Source organism: Rhizobium sp. WSM409 (assembly GCF_057653825.1).
In genome coordinates this window covers 531,783-551,120 of sequence record NZ_CM172794.1, presented here as the reverse complement: position 1 = coordinate 551,120, position 19,338 = coordinate 531,783, and the positions used below count along the sequence as shown (strand labels likewise).

19 protein-coding genes are annotated in these 19,338 nt (G+C 62.3%); 8 read left to right on the top strand and 11 right to left on the bottom strand.

What is annotated here, in order from left to right:
* The first annotated feature begins 82 nt into the window (after positions 1-82).
* The 3 genes from AC25BC_RS02650 to AC25BC_RS02640 all read left to right on the top strand — a co-directional run bounded on the left by AC25BC_RS02650 (position 83) and on the right by AC25BC_RS02640 (position 2,419).
* On the top strand, positions 83-490 hold the full coding sequence (locus AC25BC_RS02650) for a hypothetical protein (protein WP_128440028.1): 408 nt from the start codon (positions 83-85) through the stop codon (positions 488-490).
* 89 nt (positions 491-579) lie between these two features.
* Positions 580-1,953, top strand: a complete 1,374-nt coding sequence (locus AC25BC_RS02645) for a PepSY-associated TM helix domain-containing protein (RefSeq protein ID WP_128440027.1) — start codon at positions 580-582, stop codon at positions 1,951-1,953.
* 13 nt (positions 1,954-1,966) lie between these two features.
* Complete coding sequence (locus AC25BC_RS02640; RefSeq protein WP_128440026.1) at positions 1,967-2,419, top strand: copper uptake system-associated protein; 453 nt, start codon at positions 1,967-1,969, stop codon at positions 2,417-2,419.
* Between the two features lie 13 nt (positions 2,420-2,432).
* On the opposite strand, the gene AC25BC_RS02635 is transcribed toward AC25BC_RS02640, so the two are convergent.
* Genes AC25BC_RS02635 through AC25BC_RS02625 form a run of 3 tightly spaced genes read right to left on the bottom strand, consistent with a single transcriptional unit; the run spans position 2,433 to position 5,961 of the window.
* The gene (locus tag AC25BC_RS02635) at positions 2,433-3,314 is read right to left on the bottom strand and encodes a patatin-like phospholipase family protein (RefSeq protein WP_113547267.1); all 882 of its coding nucleotides are present in this window, start codon (positions 3,312-3,314) and stop codon (positions 2,433-2,435) included.
* Between the two features lie 12 nt (positions 3,315-3,326).
* Positions 3,327-3,887, bottom strand: coding sequence for a 16S rRNA (guanine(966)-N(2))-methyltransferase RsmD (gene rsmD / locus AC25BC_RS02630; RefSeq protein WP_011650636.1), 561 nt, complete (start codon positions 3,885-3,887; stop codon positions 3,327-3,329).
* Positions 3,868-5,961 carry a pseudouridine synthase gene (locus tag AC25BC_RS02625; protein WP_128440025.1) on the bottom strand — a complete coding sequence of 698 codons (2,094 nt, stop codon included), beginning with the start codon at positions 5,959-5,961 and terminating at the stop codon, positions 3,868-3,870. Before AC25BC_RS02625 ends, rsmD begins: the two co-directional genes overlap by 20 nt.
* 90 nt (positions 5,962-6,051) lie before the next feature.
* Between AC25BC_RS02625 and AC25BC_RS02620 the strand changes: the two genes are divergently transcribed.
* Positions 6,052-6,489 (top strand): nucleoside deaminase, encoded by a 438-nt coding sequence (locus AC25BC_RS02620; protein ID WP_032996237.1) that lies wholly within the window; start codon positions 6,052-6,054, stop codon positions 6,487-6,489.
* Between the two features lie 53 nt (positions 6,490-6,542).
* Here AC25BC_RS02620 and AC25BC_RS02615 read toward each other — a convergent pair whose 3' ends face one another.
* The 4 genes from AC25BC_RS02615 to AC25BC_RS02600 all read right to left on the bottom strand — a co-directional run bounded on the left by AC25BC_RS02615 (position 6,543) and on the right by AC25BC_RS02600 (position 12,348).
* Positions 6,543-7,172 carry a hypothetical protein gene (locus AC25BC_RS02615; RefSeq protein ID WP_012756210.1) on the bottom strand — a complete coding sequence of 210 codons (630 nt, stop codon included), beginning with the start codon at positions 7,170-7,172 and terminating at the stop codon, positions 6,543-6,545.
* A gap of 133 nt (positions 7,173-7,305) precedes the next feature.
* The gene (gene ileS, locus AC25BC_RS02610) at positions 7,306-10,197 is read right to left on the bottom strand and encodes an isoleucine--tRNA ligase (protein ID WP_128440024.1); all 2,892 of its coding nucleotides are present in this window, start codon (positions 10,195-10,197) and stop codon (positions 7,306-7,308) included.
* Positions 10,198-10,484: 287 nt separating this feature from the next.
* Positions 10,485-11,468: a bifunctional riboflavin kinase/FAD synthetase gene (locus AC25BC_RS02605; RefSeq protein WP_012756208.1), complete on the bottom strand. Its 984-nt coding sequence runs from the start codon at positions 11,466-11,468 to the stop codon at positions 10,485-10,487.
* Between the two features lie 31 nt (positions 11,469-11,499).
* Positions 11,500-12,348, bottom strand: coding sequence for a TIGR01459 family HAD-type hydrolase (locus AC25BC_RS02600; RefSeq protein ID WP_012756207.1), 849 nt, complete (start codon positions 12,346-12,348; stop codon positions 11,500-11,502).
* Between the two features lie 394 nt (positions 12,349-12,742).
* Here AC25BC_RS02600 and groES point away from each other — a divergent pair, with 394 nt between their 5' ends.
* Positions 12,743-13,039: a co-chaperone GroES gene (groES, locus tag AC25BC_RS02595; protein WP_003545797.1), complete on the top strand. Its 297-nt coding sequence runs from the start codon at positions 12,743-12,745 to the stop codon at positions 13,037-13,039.
* A gap of 72 nt (positions 13,040-13,111) precedes the next feature.
* On the top strand, positions 13,112-14,755 hold the full coding sequence (groL, locus tag AC25BC_RS02590) for a chaperonin GroEL (RefSeq protein WP_012756206.1): 1,644 nt from the start codon (positions 13,112-13,114) through the stop codon (positions 14,753-14,755).
* 243 nt (positions 14,756-14,998) lie between these two features.
* On the opposite strand, the gene AC25BC_RS02585 is transcribed toward groL, so the two are convergent.
* Positions 14,999-15,331, bottom strand: a complete 333-nt coding sequence (locus AC25BC_RS02585; RefSeq protein WP_164903044.1) for a hypothetical protein — start codon at positions 15,329-15,331, stop codon at positions 14,999-15,001.
* Between the two features lie 156 nt (positions 15,332-15,487).
* On the opposite strand from AC25BC_RS02585, the gene AC25BC_RS02580 reads away from it, so the two are divergent.
* The gene (locus AC25BC_RS02580) at positions 15,488-15,934 is read left to right on the top strand and encodes a hypothetical protein (protein WP_012756205.1); all 447 of its coding nucleotides are present in this window, start codon (positions 15,488-15,490) and stop codon (positions 15,932-15,934) included.
* Positions 15,935-15,997: 63 nt separating this feature from the next.
* Here the strand turns inward: AC25BC_RS02580 and AC25BC_RS02575 are convergent, their stop codons facing one another.
* Positions 15,998-16,708 (bottom strand): glutathione binding-like protein, encoded by a 711-nt coding sequence (locus tag AC25BC_RS02575; protein ID WP_012756204.1) that lies wholly within the window; start codon positions 16,706-16,708, stop codon positions 15,998-16,000.
* 314 nt (positions 16,709-17,022) lie between these two features.
* Here AC25BC_RS02575 and AC25BC_RS02570 point away from each other — a divergent pair, with 314 nt between their 5' ends.
* The gene (locus tag AC25BC_RS02570; protein ID WP_017993060.1) at positions 17,023-17,439 is read left to right on the top strand and encodes a DoxX family protein; all 417 of its coding nucleotides are present in this window, start codon (positions 17,023-17,025) and stop codon (positions 17,437-17,439) included.
* 79 nt (positions 17,440-17,518) lie between these two features.
* On the opposite strand, the gene hisG is transcribed toward AC25BC_RS02570, so the two are convergent.
* Positions 17,519-18,214 carry an ATP phosphoribosyltransferase gene (hisG, locus tag AC25BC_RS02565; protein ID WP_012756202.1) on the bottom strand — a complete coding sequence of 232 codons (696 nt, stop codon included), beginning with the start codon at positions 18,212-18,214 and terminating at the stop codon, positions 17,519-17,521.
* Positions 18,211-19,332 (bottom strand): ATP phosphoribosyltransferase regulatory subunit, encoded by a 1,122-nt coding sequence (locus AC25BC_RS02560; RefSeq protein WP_012756201.1) that lies wholly within the window; start codon positions 19,330-19,332, stop codon positions 18,211-18,213. Before AC25BC_RS02560 ends, hisG begins: the two co-directional genes overlap by 4 nt.
* Between the last annotated feature and the right edge of the window lie 6 nt (positions 19,333-19,338).

Sequence of the window (19,338 nt, the reverse complement as noted above, 5' to 3'; positions counted from 1 at the left end):
ACCGGCTTGCGAAATTGACGCATTGAATATCGAGGGGGCGGCGTTTATCAAACGTCCGATCGGAGCGATCCAAGAGGGAATCTTGATCAGACGGACGAGACAGATCGAACAATGGGCGCTGCGCATCCTGTGCGCGGTCGCACTGGTGTTCGTCGGCTTCGCCCATCAGGTTCCCCTCGCAGCAGCCGGCGAATTCGATCCGGCTGAACTCGCACAATATGTGCTTCCGGACGGGACGCTGCCGACGCTTTGCGTCACCACGACAGACACATCCGGTCAGGAGCAGCACGACAAGGCGCATTCGCATGGTTGCGAAGCCTGCCGGATCAGCGCCTCCATCCTCCTGCCGGCGCCGACGGACATCGCCGGTGCCGCCATACACTTTGCGGCTACGGTTGAACTGCCGATTCGGGCCGAGGCCTTCCATCGCCAGCTTTTCCCGCCCAATACCGGCCCTCGGGCGCCTCCTTCCGATCCGATCCCTGCCTGAACTTCGCGTTGCGGCAGGCGCCGTAGCGCGCCTTTAAACGCCGGTCGACCTGCATGCGTGCCGTCGGCCGTGGATACGGATCCATTCTCATGTCGACCATTACTGCTGCCGAACCGGCGGAGCATGCCGCAGACGGCGTTTCGCTCTACCGTGCCATCTGGCGCTGGCATTTCTTCGCCGGGCTTCTCGTCATACCCTTCCTGCTCAATCTGGCCGTTACCGGATCGCTCTATCTCTTCAAGGACGAGATCAACAGCACCTTCTTCGGCTACCGCTACAGTGTCCAGCCGGCTGGCGAAGCGCTGTCGCCGGAGCGGATCGCAGAGATAGCCGCCTCCGCCGTGCCGGGCTCAACCGCGACATCCTACAAAGACCCGGTCCTGCCCGAGCGATCGGCCATCGTCACCCTCTCCAGCGATGCCGGCTCGATGCTGGTCTTTGTCAACCCCTATGACGGCAAGGTGCTCGATGTGGTCGGATCGACCGACGAGTTCAATTATGTCGTCAAGCGCATCCACAGCCTCGCCTATTTCGGCACCATAACGAACCGGCTGATCGAAATTGCCGGCGGCTTTGCCATGGTGCTCGTCGTCACCGGCATCTATCTCTGGTGGCCGCGACGCCAGACGGGCGGCGTTATCAGCGTGCGGGGAACGCCCGGCCGCCGCGTTTTCTGGCGCGACCTGCATGCCGTGACCGGCGCCTTCGCCGGTGTCCTGATCTTCTTCCTCGCGATGTCAGGCATGCCATGGTCGGGCTATTGGGGGGCGAACGCCAATGCCTGGCTGACCGAACATGGCCTCGGCTATCCGGTCCAGCTCTGGGACGATGTGCCGAAGTCGCGGAAAGTCACCGAGGATATCCTTCCGAACAGCGGCTGGATCGTCGAGAAGGCGCCCGTTCCGCTTTCCGATATCGCCGCAGCGCAATCAGCCAGGCCAATCGGCCTCGACAAAGCCGTGGAGACCGCCAAACGGCTGGGCATGACGCCGGGCTTCGACGTGGCGATCCCCTCCGACGAGACGGGCGTCTATACCGCCTCGCTCTTTCCCGACGATCTTGCCGACGAACGCACGCTCCATATCGACCAGTATTCCGGCAAACCACTGATCGATATCGGCTTCGATCAATATCCGTTCCTCGGCAAAGCGATCGAGTGGGGCATCAATGTCCATCAGGGACAGGAATGGGGGCGTTTCAACCAGTTGCTGATGCTCGCAACATGCCTTGCAATTGTGCTCAGCTGCGTGACCGCTATCGTCATGTGGTGGAAACGTCGCCCGATCGGCCGCCTCGGCGTGCCACCCATGCCGCCGAAGCCTTCGATCTATTACTGCCTGTGGGTGATCGTCGGGATCTTCGCCGTCACCTTCCCGATGAGCGGGCTCGCGATTGTCGCCATGATCGCCTTCGACCAGATCGTCGTGCGGTTCGTACCGTTGCTGAAACGTGTTCTCGCTTGAGGAAGGCCATCAGATGAAGAAGATCATCGCTATTGTTGCCGGCGTGCTGCTTGCATCCATGGCATCTGCGGACGATGATCCGCAACAGGCGATCCCGGCGAGGCTGAAGGTGATGTTCGAACGGCCAGACAAGCCGCTCGATATCGCGCCGGTCGTCGTTCAGGCCGATTGGGCGATCGTCGGCTGGCGGCAGAACGGATACGGCGGACGAGCCCTGATGAAGAAGTCGCATCACGGCTGGAGCATCTATCTCTGCAGCGGCGACAGCCTGAAGGATGCCGGGACGCTGGAGACGATCGGGCTTTCCGCACATGACGCCGCCGGGCTGGCTGCGAATCTGAAGGATGCCGAGGCCGGCCTCGATTCTTCCGCGCTTGCGCTGTTCTCAAGCTTCGAGGGCACGGTGATGATGAACGAGGCTGCAAACGGTGCGGGTCACGCCGGCCATGAAGGCCATGCTCAGTGAAGCCAAGAGTGCTTTAGCGCTTCAGCCGAGCCTCGATTTCCCGGTCAAGGGCGAATTTCAGGTCGTCCTTGACGCCGACGGACATGGCAAGGACTTCGCGGGCCTTCAGGAAATCCATGACGCCGGTGCGCCCGACCGTCGGGCGCAGGAAGATATGCGGCGGGCGAAGCCTCAGCTTCAGCGAGATCGCCGTCTGCATCATCAGCTGGCCGGAACCGAAGATGCTCTCCATACGGTTCGGAATATGGGTGCCGTCGCCTTCCGGCGCGCCGACGACATCGATGCCGACGACGATGTCGGCAAGATCCATCAGGCATTCATAAGGCACCGGATTGCTGATGCCGCCGTCGATCATCACGCGGTCGTGCAGGCGCACCGGCATGAAGACGGCGGGGATGGCGGAAGAGGCCGCAAGTGCGGGAAACAGCTCGCCCTGTTCGATGATGACTTCGCACTGCCCGTAATAATCGGTGGTGATCACCTTCATCGGGACCAGCAGATCCTCGAAGCGGGCCGGCAGCTCGGAGGGCAGGAAAGCCTTGAGGATCCGCTCCAGATTGAACTGGCCGATGCGGATACCCTTGGCCACCGCATCGCGCACCGTCGCCGGCCTCAGGCCCCAGATGCGGGCGACGACGGCCGTCTTGTTGCCGACGGTCGTCAGCGCATGTTCGCGGATTTCGGCGCCTGACATGCCGGCCGCCATGCCGGCCGCCATGATCGCGCCGATCGACGAGCCTGATACCGCCACCGGGCGGATGCCGAGTTCATCGAGCGTCTCGATGACATGGATATGGGCAAGTCCGCGCGCACCGCCGCCGCCAAAAGCGACGGCGACCGTCGGCACATCGCTGATCGCAGGCAATTTTGGGCTGATGATCTCTGCCTGCTGCACGCCCGCCCCCGCTTATTGCGGCTGATATCGGAAGAAATGCACCCTCGTATCGCCAAAGATGCGGCTTTCGAGGAAGACATAGGAAGGATGGACGGAAACGACAATATCGGCCCGTTCTTCGAGCACCGCGATTGCGCCTGGCCGCAGCCAGCCGCCCTCGGCCGCCGCAGCCATCGCCTTCTCACCGAGACCCTTGCCATAGGGTGGGTCGGCAAAGAGCACGTCGAAGGGGTCGAGATTGCCGACGCTGCCGAGATCGGTCGCATCCCGGCGCAGGATGCGCGTTCGACCATGCAGGCCGAGCGCATCGATATTCTCCCAGAGCAGCGCCCTGCCCTCGACACTGTTTTCGACGAAGAGCGCATGGCGACAGCCGCGTGAGACGGCTTCGAGGCCGACGGCGCCGGTGCCGGCAAAAAGGTCGAGAATCCGGGTGCCATCGACGCATTCCGGATAGGCATGGCTCAATATATTGAACAGGCTCTCGCGCGTCCGGTCGGCGGTCGGCCGGATCTCGTTGGATTTTGGCACGGCGAGAGGCCGTCCGCGAAACTCACCGCCGACGATCCGCACCGCGCGTCATTCCTTTTCCTTTAGCACCACCTCTGGACGGCCCGCCCGCAGGCCTGTCGCCGCCCGGTCTGTCCCCGCCCGGCTTGGTGCCTTTCGGCTTGCCGGAAAAACTCTTGGCCCCACCAGGTTTCGCCCCGCTGGGCTTGGCCGCAAAGCCCTTGCCGCGCGGCCTGTCTCCAGAAGGCCTGTCACCCGAAGGCTTGTCACCGCGCGGACGCTCGGAGCGGCCCTCGCCGGCAAAGCTTCTGGCTGCCCGCGGACGCTCATCACCGTCCTCGCGCGGCCTGCGATCGCCACGCGGCTTATCACCGAAGGGCCGGTCTCCACGTGAAGGACGATCACCGGAGGGGCGGTCGCTGCGCGGACGCTCAGAACGGCCCTCACCGGCAGGGCTTCTCGCGGCACGAGGACGCTCGTCGCCATCCGCACGCGGCTTGCGATCACCGCGCGGCTTGTCGCCGAAGGGGCGGTCTCCACGCGAAGGACGGTCGCCGAAGGGGCGGTCGCCGCGCGGACGCTCAGAACGGCCCTCACCGGCAGGGCTTCTCGCGGCACGAGGACGCTCGTCGCCATCCGCACGCGGCTTGCGATCGCCGCGCGGCTTGTCGCCGAAGGGCCGATCACCACGCGGGGGACGATCACCGAACGGCCGGTCGCCGCGCGCCGGGAGGTCGCCAGAACCGCGGTCTTCGCGGGCGGGGCGATCACCAAAGCCGCGCTTGCGGCCGAAGCCTTCGCCCTCATCCTTGCCGCGGGGCTGCTCGCTCGAGCGGATCCATTCGCCATCCTCTTCGCGCACGCGGTTCACCTGCGTGCGCGGGCGATCCTCGATGCGATCATTCTTTGCCGGCGCCTGCTCGCCGCGCCGGCGCGCAGTCTGCGCATTCTTGGCGGCTTTCGCCGCTGCCTTTTCGCCGAGCGGCCGGGCGCCCGGCGCCATCCAGACATTGGCGCTGCGGCGCTGGCCGAGCGGCTGGGGACGCTTCGGCTTCTCGTCGTCCCTGCGGCCGCCGTCGCGGCGATCGTCCTCTTTGCGCGCCCCACCGTGGCGGTCGTCGCGCTTCGTATCGAGACGGCTCAGCGCCCGTTCGCGCTTGTCCTCGTCGCGACGCGGACGCTCGCGCTTTTCCGGTGCCGGCTCTGCCTCTTCCTCGGCAGCGACCGCCGTCGTATTGTAGATCGGCGCGTCGAAATTCGCCTTGGCTTCCTCGATGAGGCGCGGGCCGAGCTGGTCGCGCAGTGTGCGGCCGCGCACTTCGACGACATGGCCTTCCGGCAGGTCGCCAAGCTGGAACGGGCCATAGGAAATGCGGATCAGGCGATTGACGTCGAGGCCGAGCGCACCGAGAACGTTCTTGATTTCGCGGTTCTTGCCTTCGCGAAGACCCATGGTGATCCAGACGTTCGAGCCCTGCGTGCGGTCGAGCGTCGCCTCGATCGAGCCGTAGAGCACGCCGTCGACGGCGATGCCGTCCTTCAGCTTGTCGAGCGCGTCCTGATCGATCTCGCCATGGGCGCGGACACGGTAACGCCGCAGCCAGCCGGTCGCCGGCAGCTCGAGCGCGCGGGCGAGACCGCCGTCATTGGTCAAGAGCAGCAGGCCCTCGGTGTTGATATCGAGGCGGCCGATCGACATGACGCGCGGCAATTCTTCCGGCAGGTTGTCGAAGACGGTCGAGCGGCCTTCCGGATCGGCATTGGTGGTCACCAGGCCGGTGGGCTTATGATAGAGCCACAGTCTGGTGCGCTCGATGCCGCGGATCGGCACGCCGTCGACTTCGATGCGATCGGCGAGCGTGACGTTGACGACGGGGGTGTCGAGCACCCTGCCGTTCAGCGTCACACGGCCTTCCATGATCATGCGTTCGATGTCACGGCGGGAGGCGACGCCGGCACGCGCCATCACCTTGGAAATGCGTTCGGCCTTGGCGTCACTATCGGTTTCGGCGGCGATTGCGCGTGCGACCGCAGGCTTTGCCGGCTTGTCGCCGTCCGCCTTCGGGCCGGCTTTCGACCTGATATCCCGTGAAAGGGGCTTTGCGCCCGGGCGTTTTGGCTTGTCTTTGGGTGTCATTTGTTGTTTGCCTGCCTTTTGGGCCTGTCTATCAGGTCACGCATCTGCGGTTAAGTGGAAATTCTTGCGATCGTGAAGACAAATCGTTTCATGGAGATGGCGCTCGAAGAAGCGCGTGCCGCCGGAGAACGCGGAGAGGTGCCGATCGGCGCCGTCGTCGTTATCGACGATATTGCCGTTTCACGCTCTGGAAACCGCACGCGCGAGCTCAAAGACGTCACCGCACACGCCGAAATCGCCGCGATCCGGCTCGCTTGCGAAGCGCTCGGACAGGAACGTCTTGCCGGTGCCGATCTCTACGTGACGCTGGAGCCTTGCACCATGTGCGCGGCAGCCATCTCGTTTGCGCGCATCCGCAGACTCTACTACGGCGCCGAGGACCCGAAGGGCGGCGGCGTCGACAATGGCGTGCGATTCTATGCGCAGCCGACCTGCCACCACGCCCCGGAGGTCTATTCCGGCTTCAACGAGGTCCAATCGGCCGATCTGCTGCGAAGGTTCTTTTCGCAAAGGAGAGAGGCGCCGTAATCCCAGCGCCTCTGCGCGGCGCCGTCATCCTTGCCGGCGCGCCGAAAAAGCCGCTATTGCAGGAGGTTCCACCACTGCTTGCCGGTGTTGGCGACCGCTGCATCCTTCTTGCGCTTCTTCTGCTTCTTGAGTTCGGGCTCGCCGACATCATCGAGCTTTGCCGGATCGTCGACGGTGCGGTAGCCGGGCGGCGGATCTGATATATAGCGGCGCTGATCGACATAGGAGCCCTTCTGCAGGGCGCGGGCTTCACGGTAGGCCTTGGTCTGAGCTTCCGTCGTGCGCCGGCCGCCTTCGATCGCAGAGCTTGCGAGCGGCGAGCGGTAATTCGGATTGTCCTCGTTCGCGTCGGCTTCCGAAACGAGACGAGCACGTGTCTCCTCCGGCGATTCAAGCCACTGCGGATTGTCCTTGTTGGCGACCGTCTGCTGCGGCGCAACGAGGGTCTCTTTCTGCGCCTGAGCCGGCAGCACCAGCGTTGGACGCGGCGTGTACTTGACGCCTTTGTTCTTCGGGTCTGGACCGGTCAAAGACACCGACTGGCCGAGATCGTCGGTCAGCTGCTCCATGGCGGTCTTGTCGGTGCCGTAGGTCGGGCTGCTGGCGCAACCGGACACCAGGGAGCATCCCGCCACTACAACAGACAGGCAGGCGCCCATACGGAACCAATGCGTTGCTAACATGAAAACCCTTCCAGCCCTGCCGGTGCAATCATCGCCCAACCGGACAACCGTCCCCCTGACGCAAAAATCCGGCCATTTTCAGGCAGCTTTTACCGGATGAACCGCGAAAACGCAATTCATCCGGCAATATTCTTCACGTAAGTGCGGCAAGCTCACGAAGGGCAGCAGCGTCGCGGGCCGAAACATCGGGATATTCGGGATCGGAACCGACATCCCTGGTGATGCGCCAGGAGCGGGCGCATTTCTCACCCTCTGCAAGCTTCGGCACGACGCTGACCTGAGGCACCTCCACCAGGCGGAAGGCATCCCCTGGTCCTTCGCCGACCTTGATCTCGATTGCCGAGGTGATGCAGACCTCGGTGAAGTCCTGGCCTTCCAACGCCTTCAGCAGTTCCGGATCGGCGATATGAACGACGGGAGCCGCTTCCAGCGAGGAGCCGATGCGCTTGTCCTTGCGCTCGATCTCCAGAGCGCCTGTCACAACCGAGCGGACCGTGCGGATCTTCTTCCACTTCTCGGCCAGGGCATCGTTGCGCCATTCCTTTGCGACCGGGGCAAACTGCTCCAGATGCACCGAAACGGCGGACGGGTTGCGCGACAGCCAGGCCTCCTCGGTGGTGAAGGGCAGCATCGGGGCAAGCCACGTCACCATGCAATCGAAGATCTGGCGGATGACGTGCAGGCTGGCGCGCCGGCGCAGGCTCGACGGCGCGTCGCAATAGAGCGCATCCTTGCGGACATCGAAATAGAAGGCCGAAAGCTCGACATTGGCGAAATCGATCAGTGCGCGGGCGATCTTCTTGAAGTCGAAGGCATCGTAGTTCTCGCGCACCAGTTCGTCGAGTTCGGCAAGCCGGTGCAGCATCAGCTGCTCCAGCTCCGGCAGATCGGCAAACGCGATCTCCTCGCCCTTGTCGTGGGCGAGCGTGCCAAGCATCCAGCGGATGGTGTTGCGCAGCTTGCGATAGGCATCGACATTGGTCTGGATGATCGTCTTGCCGACGCGCAGGTCGTCGGCATAATCCGAGGTCATCACCCAGAGGCGCAGGATATCGGCACCGGCGTCCTTCATCACTTCCTGAGGTGCTGTGACGTTGCCCTTCGACTTCGACATCTTCTCGCCCTTCTCGTCCATGGTGAAGCCATGGGTGAGGACGGCGTTATAAGGCGCGCGGCCGCGAGTGGCCGCCGATTCCAGCAGCGACGAATGGAACCAGCCGCGATGCTGGTCGGATCCCTCGAGATAAAGATCGGCCGGCCACTTCAGGTCCGGGCGGTCTTCGAGCGTGAAGGTGTGCGTCGAGCCAGAGTCGAACCAGACGTCGAGGATATCCATGACCTGGGTCCAGCGGGAATGGTCGTGGTCATTGCCGAGGAAACGCTCCTTGGCGCCTTCGGCAAACCAGGCGTCGGCGCCCTCATGTTCGAAGGCTTCGAGGATGCGGGCGTTGACGGCTTCGTCGACCAGGACATCGCCATCATCGTCTGCAAAGACGGCGATCGGCACGCCCCAGGCGCGCTGGCGCGAGAGCACCCAGTCCGGACGGCCTTCGATCATGGCGCGCAGGCGGTTCTGGCCGGCGGCGGGCACGAAGCGCGTATCATCGATCGCACCCAGCGCGCGCGAACGCAGCGTCGTGCCGTCGGCAAGGGTCTTGTCCATATAGACGAACCATTGCGGCGTGTTGCGGAAGATGACCGGCTTCTTCGAGCGCCAGGAATGCGGATACTGGTGCTTCAGCCGGCCGCGGGCAAAGAGCGCGCCGCGGGCGATCAGTTCCCTGATGACACGGTCGTTGGCATCGCCCTTCTTGCCGTTGTCGTCGATGACGCGGGCGCCCTCGAAGCCGGGGGCGTCTGATGTGTAGAAGCCGCCGTCGTCGACCGGAAACGGGATCTTGGTGTCGATGCCGCGGGCCTCAAGCGCGCGGACAGCCGACATCCAGGCATCGAAGTCTTCCCGACCGTGGCTGGGTGCGGTGTGCACGAAGCCGGTGCCGGCGTCATCGGTGACGTGATCGCCATCGAGCAGCGGCACGCGGAATTCATAGCCACCGCCGAGACCCTTGAAGGGATGGGCACAGGTCATCGCTGCGAAGTCGGCTGCAGAGACATCGCTCAAGCGCTTATACTGCAGCTTGGCCTTGGCGAAGGATTCCTCGGCCAGCTTGTCGGCAAAGATCAGCTTTTCGCCGGGACGCGGACCAAAATCGTTCTCGGCGGCCGTCACTTCATAGAGGCCGTAGGAGATGCGCGGCGAAAAGGAGACCGCGCGGTTGCCGGGGATCGTCCAGGGCGTGGTCGTCCAGATGACCACGAACGCATCCTTGAGCGCGACCGGACCTTCGACGACTGGGAATTTCACCCAGATCGTGTCGCTCTCATAGTCCTGGTATTCGACCTCGGCCTCTGCCAGCGCCGTGCGCTCGACGACCGACCACATGATCGGCTTGGAGCCGCGATAAAGCTGACCGCTTGCGGCGATCTTCAAGAGTTCGCCGGCGATGCGCGATTCCGCGTGAAAATTCATCGTCGTATAGGGATTGTCGAAGTCACCCTCGATGCCGAGGCGCTTGAACTCTTCCGCCTGGACTTTGATCCAGCCGGCGGCGAATTCACGGCATTCCCGGCGGAATTCGTTGACCGGGACCTCGTCCTTGTTCTTGCCCTTCTCGCGGTACTTCTCTTCGATCTTCCATTCGATCGGCAGGCCGTGGCAATCCCAGCCGGGCACGTAATTGGCGTCGTAGCCGCGCATCTGGAACGAACGGTTGATGACGTCCTTGAGGATCTTGTTCAGCGCATGGCCGATATGGATGTTGCCGTTGGCATAGGGAGGGCCATCGTGAAGGACGAATTTCTCGCGGCCAGCGGCGGAAGCGCGCAGTTTCTTGTAGAGACCCATCTCCTGCCAGCGCTTGACGAGTTCCGGTTCCTTCTGCGGCAGGCCGGCGCGCATGGGAAAATCGGTCTCGGGCAAATAGAGGGTCTTCGAATAGTCGATCTTTTCGGCTGTATCGGTCATGTCTGACAATCGTTTTCTGGCGGCCCAGGAAGGGGCGCAACGGGCGTGAAATAGCTGGTGACGGAAGCGCTCTTACCAAGCGCCAAAAACCCGGACCTTCCGGCCGCTTAGCGCGCGCGGAAGGCCGGGCCGATAATTCGCATCATCATTGCCAGCCGATATTTCGTCATCGCGCCGGTTCATAGGCGTTTTTGCCGGGAAAAGGAAGAGAAGAATTCGCGGTTGGCAATCCGCTTCAACGGCTGGAATCGCCGGTGGCCGCAGCGACAGCCGCACTCAAGGCGACCTCAGGAAAAGCACAGTTTCCGATCAAGCGCGCCGAGTGGCTTGACACCCGCAAGCAGCGCCCTCGCCTCTTCCTCATCGCGCTTGATCTGGGCGACGAGCGGATCGAGGCCGTCGAATTTCAGCTCGGGGCGGAGATAACCAAAGAAGGAGACGGAGCAGAGCTGGCCGTAGAGATCGCCGCTGAAATCGAAAAGATAGGTTTCGAGCAGCGGCGCGCCGTTTTCCGTGACCGTCGGGCGGCGGCCATAGCTTGCAACGGCATCGTGGAGCGTGCCGTCCTGGCGGCGGAAGCGGACGGCGTAGATGCCGGCGGCAAGATCGACCTCCGGCGGCAGGCGCATGTTGGCCGTCGGAAAACCGAGTTGGCGGCCGAGCTTTTCGCCATCGATCACCTCAGCTTCCACCGTATAGCGGTAACCGAGCATGCCGGCGACTTCACTGACATTGCCCTCCTTCAGGAGCGCGCGGATATGGCTCGAAGAGACGACATCGGCGTTTTCGTCACGGAAGGCATCGATCAGGGTGACGCCGAAGCCGTAGGTATGGCCGGCATTCATCAGGAAGGCCGGACCGCCCTCGCGGCCACGGCCGAAATGGAAATCGAAGCCGGTGACCACTTCGGAAGCGCCGAGCCAATCCTTCAGGATCGAATGGATGAAATCATCGGCCGAGCGCTGCGAGAATTCGTAGTCGAAGGGATATTCGATGACGGCGCTGAAGCCCAGCGTTTCCAGGATACGGGCTTTCAGCGGCGCCGGCGTCAGGCGGAAGACCGGTGTCTGCGGCCGGAAGACCGTGCGCGGATGCGGCTCGAATGTCAGCACCAAAGCGGGGATACCGCGCGCCTTGGAGATCTCGAGCGCCCGGCTCAGCACCGATTGATGGCCGCGGTGCACGCCATCGAAATTGCCGATGGCAATGACGCCGCCCTTTAGATGGGCGGGTAGGGGTTCCCGGGTTTCATTGCGGTGGAAGACGGTCATCGGCTGGCTTCTCTTCATGCAAGGCGTGTCTTCATGCAAGGCGGGGCATCCACCACTTCGGCGCGGCGTTTTCCCGTTCGAGATAGGCGTTGAGGATCGCCTCGTCGGTCTCGCCGTTGAGAGTATATTCCTTAGCGTGGATACCGCCGCTGATGTAGAGGAGGTCGAGGCCGTAATTCAAGGCGCCGCGCACGTCGGTCGGCATGCCGTCGCCGATCGCCAGCACGCGATCGACCGGGAAATCGCCGCGAAGCTCGCGGGCAGCCGCAAGCGTCGCCTCGTAGATCGGCCGGTGCGGCTTGCCGGCGATGCGGGTTTTGCCGCCCAGCTGCTCGTAATAGGCGGCCATGGCGCCGGCGCAAGGGATGATGCGATGGCCGCGCTCGACGATGAGGTCGGGATTGGCGCAGATCATCGGCACGTCGCGGGCTTTGAAATCGAGAAGCATGTCGGTGTAATCCTCCGGCTTCTCGGTCTCGTCGTCGAAAAAGCCGGTGCAGACCAGCGATTGCGCTTCGCCCGCCGGCCGGCGCTCGACGCCAATGCCTTCGAGCAGCGCCTTGTCGCGCTCGGGGCCGAGCAGAAAGACGGTCTTCGGCCCTTCGGCGATCAGCCCGCGCGTGACGTCGCCAGAGGTGACGATCCTGTCATAGGCACTGTCGGGAACGCCGATCTGGCGCAACTGATCGACCACCTGCCAGGAAAGGCGCGGCGAATTGGTGATGAGGACAACGGCGAGGCCGTTTTCGCGTGCCGCTTCAAGGGCTGCGGCCGCCTTCGGGAACGGATCGACGCCGTTGTGAACGACGCCCCAGACATCGCAGAGCACCACATCATAGCGACCTGATATCTCCGAGAAGTTTTCTATCCGCTTAGCCATTCCGATTTCCCGATTTGCTTCAGTCACCGGTGACATTGCAAAGGCGCAAGACGATGGCAAGGCATTTTCTTCGCCGCCGGGCCAATGCGTAGAGCTCGAACGGCGATCCGGAGGAGCGGAAGGGCAAAGGGTTTTGACGATTATCGCGAAGCGGCAGATCGCCGAGCGCGGACGAGTTCGGCAAAGTTCAGCTGCGCCGAGGTTTTGGCCGCAATCTCCGACTATTCTCCGGCATCTTCACAATTCCGGCACAAAAATTCGTGATTGCTCTCATTGACTCCTCTCGGAGCCATCCCTAAATGCTCGTCGCTAGCACTCACCGCAAGGGAGTGCTAACATCTATCCATGTGGGCCAATCCGGTCCGCGAATGTCATTCGATCGAGGGATTAGACAATGGCAAGCACCAACTTCCGCCCCCTTCACGACCGCGTCGTTGTTCGCCGCGTTGAGTCCGAAGCCAAGACCAAGGGCGGCATCATCATTCCCGATACCGCCAAGGAAAAGCCGCAGGAAGGCGAAATCGTCGCCGTCGGCTCCGGCGCGCGCGATGAGTCCGGCAAGGTCGTCGCACTCGACGTCAAGGCTGGCGACCGCATCCTGTTCGGCAAGTGGTCCGGCACCGAAGTCAAGATCGACGGCGAAGACCTTCTGATCATGAAGGAAGCCGACATTATGGGCATCATCGGCTGATCGGCCGACCTGCTTTCCCGAAATGGCTGACGGGCTCTTTGCCCGAACAACTCGAATTCAGGAGTTAAGAATATGGCATCTAAAGAAATCAAGTTTGGCCGCACCGCGCGCGAAAAGATGCTGCGCGGCGTCGACATTCTCGCCGATGCAGTGAAGGTCACGCTCGGCCCGAAGGGCCGTAACGTCATCATCGACAAGTCCTTCGGCGCGCCGCGCATCACCAAGGACGGCGTTTCCGTCGCCAAGGAAATCGAACTCGAAGACAAGTTCGAAAACATGGGCGCCCAGATGGTCCGCGAAGTTGCTTCGAAGACCAACGACATCGCCGGCGACGGCACCACGACGGCTACCGTTCTTGCCCAGGCGATCGTTCGCGAAGGCAACAAGGCCGTTGCAGCCGGCATGAACCCGATGGACCTGAAGCGCGGCATCGACCTCGCTGTCGCCGACGTCGTGAAGGATCTCCAGGCCAAGGCCAAGAAGATCTCGACTTCGGAAGAAGTTGCACAGGTCGGCACGATTTCGGCCAATGGCGACAAGCAGGTCGGTCTCGACATTGCTGAAGCCATGCAGAAGGTCGGCAACGAAGGCGTCATCACGGTTGAAGAAGCCAAGACCGCCGAAACCGAACTCGAAGTCGTCGAAGGCATGCAGTTCGACCGCGGCTACCTCAGCCCCTACTTCGTGACCAATCCGGAAAAGATGATCGCCGACCTCGAAGACGTCTTCATTCTCCTTCACGAGAAGAAGCTCTCGAACCTGCAGTCGATGCTCCCGGTTCTCGAAGCCGTCGTTCAGACCGGCAAGCCGCTCCTCATCGTCGCTGAAGACGTCGAAGGCGAAGCCCTCGCTACGCTCGTCGTCAACAAGCTGCGCGGCGGCCTGAAGATTGCTGCCGTCAAGGCACCTGGCTTCGGCGATCGCCGCAAGGCCATGCTCGAAGACATCGCCATCCTGACGGGCGGCACTGTCATCTCCGAAGATCTCGGCATCAAGCTCGAATCCGTCACGCTCGACATGCTCGGCCGTGCCAAGAAGGTTTCGATCTCCAAGGAAAACACCACGATCGTCGACGGTTCGGGCGCTAAGACCGACATCGAAGGCCGTGTTGCCCAGATCAAGGCCCAGATCGAAGAAACCACCTCCGACTACGACCGCGAGAAGCTGCAGGAACGTCTTGCCAAGCTCGCTGGCGGCGTTGCCGTCATCCGCGTCGGCGGCTCGACGGAAGTCGAAGTGAAGGAAAAGAAGGACCGCATCGACGACGCGCTCAACGCGACCCGCGCTGCCGTTCAGGAAGGTATCGTCCCCGGCGGCGGTATCGCTCTGCTCCGCTCCTCCACGAAGATCACCGTCAAGGGTGCAAACGACGACCAGGAAGCCGGCATCAACATCGTTCGCCGCGCCCTGCAGTCGCTCGTTCGTCAGATCGCTGAAAACGCAGGCGACGAAGCCTCGATCGTTGTCGGCAAGGTCCTCGACAAGAACGAAGACAACTACGGCTACAACGCCCAGACGTCCGAATATGGCGACATGATCGCCATGGGTATCGTCGACCCGCTCAAGGTCGTTCGCACGGCGCTGCAGAACGCTGCTTCTGTCGCATCGCTGCTGATCACCACCGAAGCCATGATTGCCGAACTGCCGAAGAAAGAATCGGCTGGCGGCGGCATGCCGGGCGGAATGGGCGGAATGGGCGGAATGGACATGATGTGATAGGCCAACGGCCTTTCACAGCATCGTTCATGAAACCGCCCATCATCTAAGATGGTTCAGCGCGTCAAGCGCGCTGAACTGGCGGAATGGACATGATGTGATAGGCGAAAGCCATCACTGACCACCATTCCGGCATCCGGAACAGGAAGGGCGGCCCTCGGGTCGCCCTTTTCTTTTGCCCAAAGCGATTCGACGTGCGGCACAGTGATTTGCATAGCCGACGAACGCCCGCCCGGCTCCCTCTTACAGGCCCCGGGCACGAAGCTTGCGCGAGGCTTGCGCTGCCTGCGTCTTTCTCAGCCCACCGACATGCGAGAGATCATTGAGTTGCGGCACGATTTCCGGCCTGACGCAGAGTGAAAACGTTTGCAACGCTCGCAAAGATGATCTTCCCATGCCAATTCTGGCGAAATAGGCCGAAGATGCGGGCACCCCCAGAATGAAGCCGATCCGAACACCCCTTAAAAAGCCGTTGCCGTTTGTCCAAAAGCCCCTATAAATCCGCGCTGCAATTAAAGCGCACCCGGCGATAATTTTTCGCCAATAGACGAGGCCGGAGCGCGGAAGGCGATGCATGAACGTTCGGCTTCGAAGGGCTCCGGTTACGGAGGCCAGATGGCCGTGGCAATCATCGCCGGATGAAGCGCGGGCATCATGCCCGCTGCTGCGTGATCCTGTTTCTTTGTGTTTGCCGAGCGTGCGGCGGGAGCCGCATCCGAACGGGGGAACGCCTTGTTTAAGATCGCCAGAGCCAATGCAGCCGTACCTTTGACACCCGGCTCGTTTGATGACGCCAATCAAAATCACGAGATGTTGGCGCAGTTTTCCGTTTCCGAAGCTTGGACTGGAGATTTTTCGAGCGGCATGCTCCGTCTCGGCGAATGGAGCGCGATGCTGCACGGCCTTGCCGCACGGGAATGCGGACTGCTCAGCCTGATCCGCTGCTATGATGCCAAGGACCGCAGCCACATATTGGAGCTGTTCGAGCAGGCGGCGACGCTCTGCTCCTCCTTCTGTTTTTCGACGACGATCATCATGCCGAACGGCTTGCGCCAGCCGCTGTTCTGCATGGGCGAGTCCAACGGTCTCGAGCAGAAATACAGCGGCAGCATGGTCGGCGTCTTCGTCTTTCCGCGCTTCAAGCTGGAAGGCACAAAGCAGATCACAAGCCGGCGATAGGCCGGACATCAAGATAAAAGGCCGCCTCGAGGGCGGCCTTTCTACTTTGCAGCGATCCGTCCGTTACTCCGGCTTGACCGGTATGTTGAGTCCCCTGGCACTTGCCGGGCGGGCGATGCAGCGCTCCAGCCAATCCGAGACGGCGGGGAATTTTGCGTATTCGAGCACCTCGCGGCCGCCATAGAAAATATCGGCGCCGCGAACCCAGGTGAAGGTGGTGATGTCGGCGATCGTGTATTGATCGCCCATGATCCATTGACGACCCTTCAGCCGGTCATCGAGCACGCCGAGCAGCCGTTTGGATTCATCGCGATAACGCTCGACCGGATAGGAATTGTTGGCGACCTTGTCGGCGGCGAATTTATGGAAATGCCCGAACTGGCCGAACATCGGGCCGATACCCGCCATCTGGAAAAACACCCACTGGATGGTTTCGTAGCGACCGGCGGCATCAGCAGGGATGAGCTTGCCGGTTTTTTCGGCGAGATAAAGCAGGATCGCGCCGGACTCGAAAAGGCCGATCGGCTTCCCGTCCGGACCGTTCGGATCGATGATCGCCGGAATGCGGCCGTTCGGGTTGAGAGATTCGAATTCCGGCGACTTCTGATCGTTGGCGGCGAAGGAAATATAATGCGGCTCATAGGCGAGGCCGAGCTCTTCGAGGGCGACCGAGACCTTCACCCCATTCGGCGTCTGCAGGGAATAGAGCTGGATGATGTCGGGATTTTTTGCCGGCCAGCGCGTCGTGATCGGAAATGCGGAAAGATCTGCCATCGGAGTCTCCATGTTGGGCGCCGACCATAAGAGACCCGGCTTGGCAAAGGCAAGCGGGGGCAGCTAATGCATGTCGCCCAAAAGTGTGCTGCGGTTTTGGGCCAACGACACGCATGACCACAAAAGATCCAACCGCGTCGCATGAATCCGGTCGAACGCGACGCGCTTTGGAGATCGTTCCATATTAGTGAACGAAGTGTCCCCTTTCGTTTATCTTTCCACAACGCAAGAAAAGAGCGACATAGAGGCATCCGAGGTCGAACCGGTGCTGGGGCACCAAGATCTCCAAAGTCCTTGAAACGGAGACAACGTCCATGTCGAACAACGTCATCATCCTGATTGCCCGTATTCTTCTTTCCTTCATGTTCATCCTTTCCGGCTTCATGAAGCTCACCGATCCTGCCGGTACTGCGGGCATGATCGCCGGTGCCGGCCTGCCGGCAGCAACCCTGCTGGCCTATGTCGCAGGCCTTTTCGAACTGCTGGCCGGCCTTGCGGTTCTCACAGGCTTCCAGGTCCGCATTGCCGGCTGGCTGCTCGCCGCCTTCTGTGTCTTCACGGGCATTGCCTTCCACCTGCCCTACGCGAGTGGCACGGAACTCGTGAACATTCTCAACCAGATCATGGTCATGAAGAATATCACGCTGGCCGGCGCGTACATACTGCTCGCCACCGTCGGTGCCGGCGCCTACTCGCTCGACGCCCGGCGCGGCGCCTACGCAACCGCCTGACACCAGCAGACATCCTCCCGGACATACAAAACCCGCCGTCATCCGACGGCGGGTTTTTCTTTTGCCTTCATGACTGAGATCAGAGGGCGGCACGCACCGCATCGATGATCGCCTGCACAGCGGGTTCGCCGGCGTGGCTTTCCTTGCGGGCGCGCACGAGGCAGGCCTGCGAATGCAGGATGACGCCGTCCTGGAGCACCTTCAGATGGTTGGCGCGCAGCGTCGAGCCGGTGGAGGTGATATCGACGATGATATCGGCCGAGCCGGAGGCGGGAGCGCCCTCGGTGGCGCCCAGGCTTTCGACGATGCGATAAAGCTGGATGCCGTGCTGGCTCGAAAAGAACTGCTGGGTCAGCCGCCAGTATTTGGTGGCGATGGCAAGGCGCCTGGAGTGGCGGGCGCGAAAATCGGCCGCGACGTCGACGAGATCGGCCATGGTGTCGACATCGAGCCAGATCTCCGGCACGGCGACGACGACATCGGCGTGGCCGAAGCCGAGGCGGGCGCAGAATTCGACGCGCTTGTCGACCTCGGCAAAACCTTCCCGCATCAGATCCTCGCCGGTAACGCCGAAATCGACCGTGCCGTTGCCGATTTCGCGGGAGATTTCGGACGCCGAAAGGAAGGCGATTTCCACATCGTCCCAGCCTTCGACGCGGCCGCGATAGGAGCGATCGTTGCCAACAGCCGAGATCGTCATGCCGGCACGTTCGAAGATCGCCGAAGCGTCCTCCTTCATCCGGCCCTTGGAGGGAAGCGCGATGGTGATGGTCATGCGGCTGCCCTTTCGGTTTCGATGCGGTCGAGCCAGAAGGAGAAGCCGACGGCCGGAATACGGTCCGTCGCACCCAGGAAGGTCAGGAGCCGGTCGAAGCGGCCGCCGCCGGCGAGCACCGCGGTCGAGCCTTCCACCGTCACCTCGAAGACGAGGCCGGTGTAATAGTCGAGCGGCCGTCCGAAGGCGGCGCGGTAGTCGAGGCAGGAAAGATCGACGCCGGCATTGGAAAGTGCTGCAACGCGGCCATTGAAGCGGGCGAGCGCGTTGCCGAGTTTCAGGCCGGCAGCATCGGCAAAACCGGAAAGGGCTGCGGAAGCATTGATAAGCGGCACGTCGAGCGACAGGAACTCTTCCAAAACACGGAAGGCCGCATCGTCGAGGCGCGTTTCGGACAGGATGAGCTTTTCCTTGAGCCTTCGGGCGATCTCCAGGGCCGAGCGGCCGGCATTCGTCGAATAGCCGGTCTTCTGCATCTCCCGCTCGAGATAGGCGACCAGCGCCTGCTCGTCGTCTGATGCGACAAGCCTGGCGATATCGTCGTCCAGCCCGGTGACGAATTGCGGGCTGACGAGGCTGGCAAGCAGGGCTTCCAGCTGCGTCATATTGCCGAAGGCGTGGATCAGGCGCTTCTGCCAGCCGAGCGGCAGGCCGAGCGCCTGGACGACAGCCTCGAACACTGCCTGGTCGCCCAATGTCACGGCTAAGCGGCGGCCCGGCAGCAGGCGGGCGAGAATGCCGGTGGCATCGCCGATGGCGCGGGCGTCGGCGTTTGACAGGTCGATATCGCCAAGATCCTCGATGCCGGCCTGATAGAATTCATTGGCGCCGTCGCGGCGCTGGCGGAAAACCTCGCCGAGATAGGCATAACGCTTCGGCGTGCCGGTCGCCGTCTCGATGTGGCGCAGACAGACGGGGATGGTGAATTCGGGACGTAGGCAGAGGCTGGCGCCGGTTTCGCTCTCCGTCATGAAGATGCGGCGGCGCAGATCCTCGCCGGCGATATCAAGGAAAGGTTCGGCCGGCTGGATGACAGGCGTATCGATGCGCTCGGCGTTGCGCGCGTCGAATTCGGCGATGAGGTCGTTGGCAAATTCGGGGAGATTGATCAGGGGCATGCTGCG

Coding starts and splice junctions, on each gene's coding strand:
- ileS (WP_128440024.1), bottom strand. CDS start 10,197: ATGACCGATACAGCCGAAAAGATCGACTATTCGAAGACCCTCTATTTG.
- AC25BC_RS02585 (WP_164903044.1), bottom strand. CDS start 15,331: ATGCATCGCCTTCCGCGCTCCGGCCTCGTCTATTGGCGAAAAATTATC.
- AC25BC_RS02570 (WP_017993060.1), top strand. CDS start 17,023: ATGTCGAACAACGTCATCATCCTGATTGCCCGTATTCTTCTTTCCTTC.
- AC25BC_RS02575 (WP_012756204.1), bottom strand. CDS start 16,708: ATGGCAGATCTTTCCGCATTTCCGATCACGACGCGCTGGCCGGCAAAA.
- groES (WP_003545797.1), top strand. CDS start 12,743: ATGGCAAGCACCAACTTCCGCCCCCTTCACGACCGCGTCGTTGTTCGC.
- AC25BC_RS02625 (WP_128440025.1), bottom strand. CDS start 5,961: ATGACACCCAAAGACAAGCCAAAACGCCCGGGCGCAAAGCCCCTTTCA.
- AC25BC_RS02645 (WP_128440027.1), top strand. CDS start 580: ATGTCGACCATTACTGCTGCCGAACCGGCGGAGCATGCCGCAGACGGC.
- groL (WP_012756206.1), top strand. CDS start 13,112: ATGGCATCTAAAGAAATCAAGTTTGGCCGCACCGCGCGCGAAAAGATG.
- AC25BC_RS02615 (WP_012756210.1), bottom strand. CDS start 7,172: ATGTTAGCAACGCATTGGTTCCGTATGGGCGCCTGCCTGTCTGTTGTA.
- AC25BC_RS02560 (WP_012756201.1), bottom strand. CDS start 19,332: ATGCCCCTGATCAATCTCCCCGAATTTGCCAACGACCTCATCGCCGAA.
- hisG (WP_012756202.1), bottom strand. CDS start 18,214: ATGACCATCACCATCGCGCTTCCCTCCAAGGGCCGGATGAAGGAGGAC.
- AC25BC_RS02620 (WP_032996237.1), top strand. CDS start 6,052: ATGGAGATGGCGCTCGAAGAAGCGCGTGCCGCCGGAGAACGCGGAGAG.
- AC25BC_RS02640 (WP_128440026.1), top strand. CDS start 1,967: ATGAAGAAGATCATCGCTATTGTTGCCGGCGTGCTGCTTGCATCCATG.
- AC25BC_RS02605 (WP_012756208.1), bottom strand. CDS start 11,468: ATGACCGTCTTCCACCGCAATGAAACCCGGGAACCCCTACCCGCCCAT.
- AC25BC_RS02600 (WP_012756207.1), bottom strand. CDS start 12,348: ATGGCTAAGCGGATAGAAAACTTCTCGGAGATATCAGGTCGCTATGAT.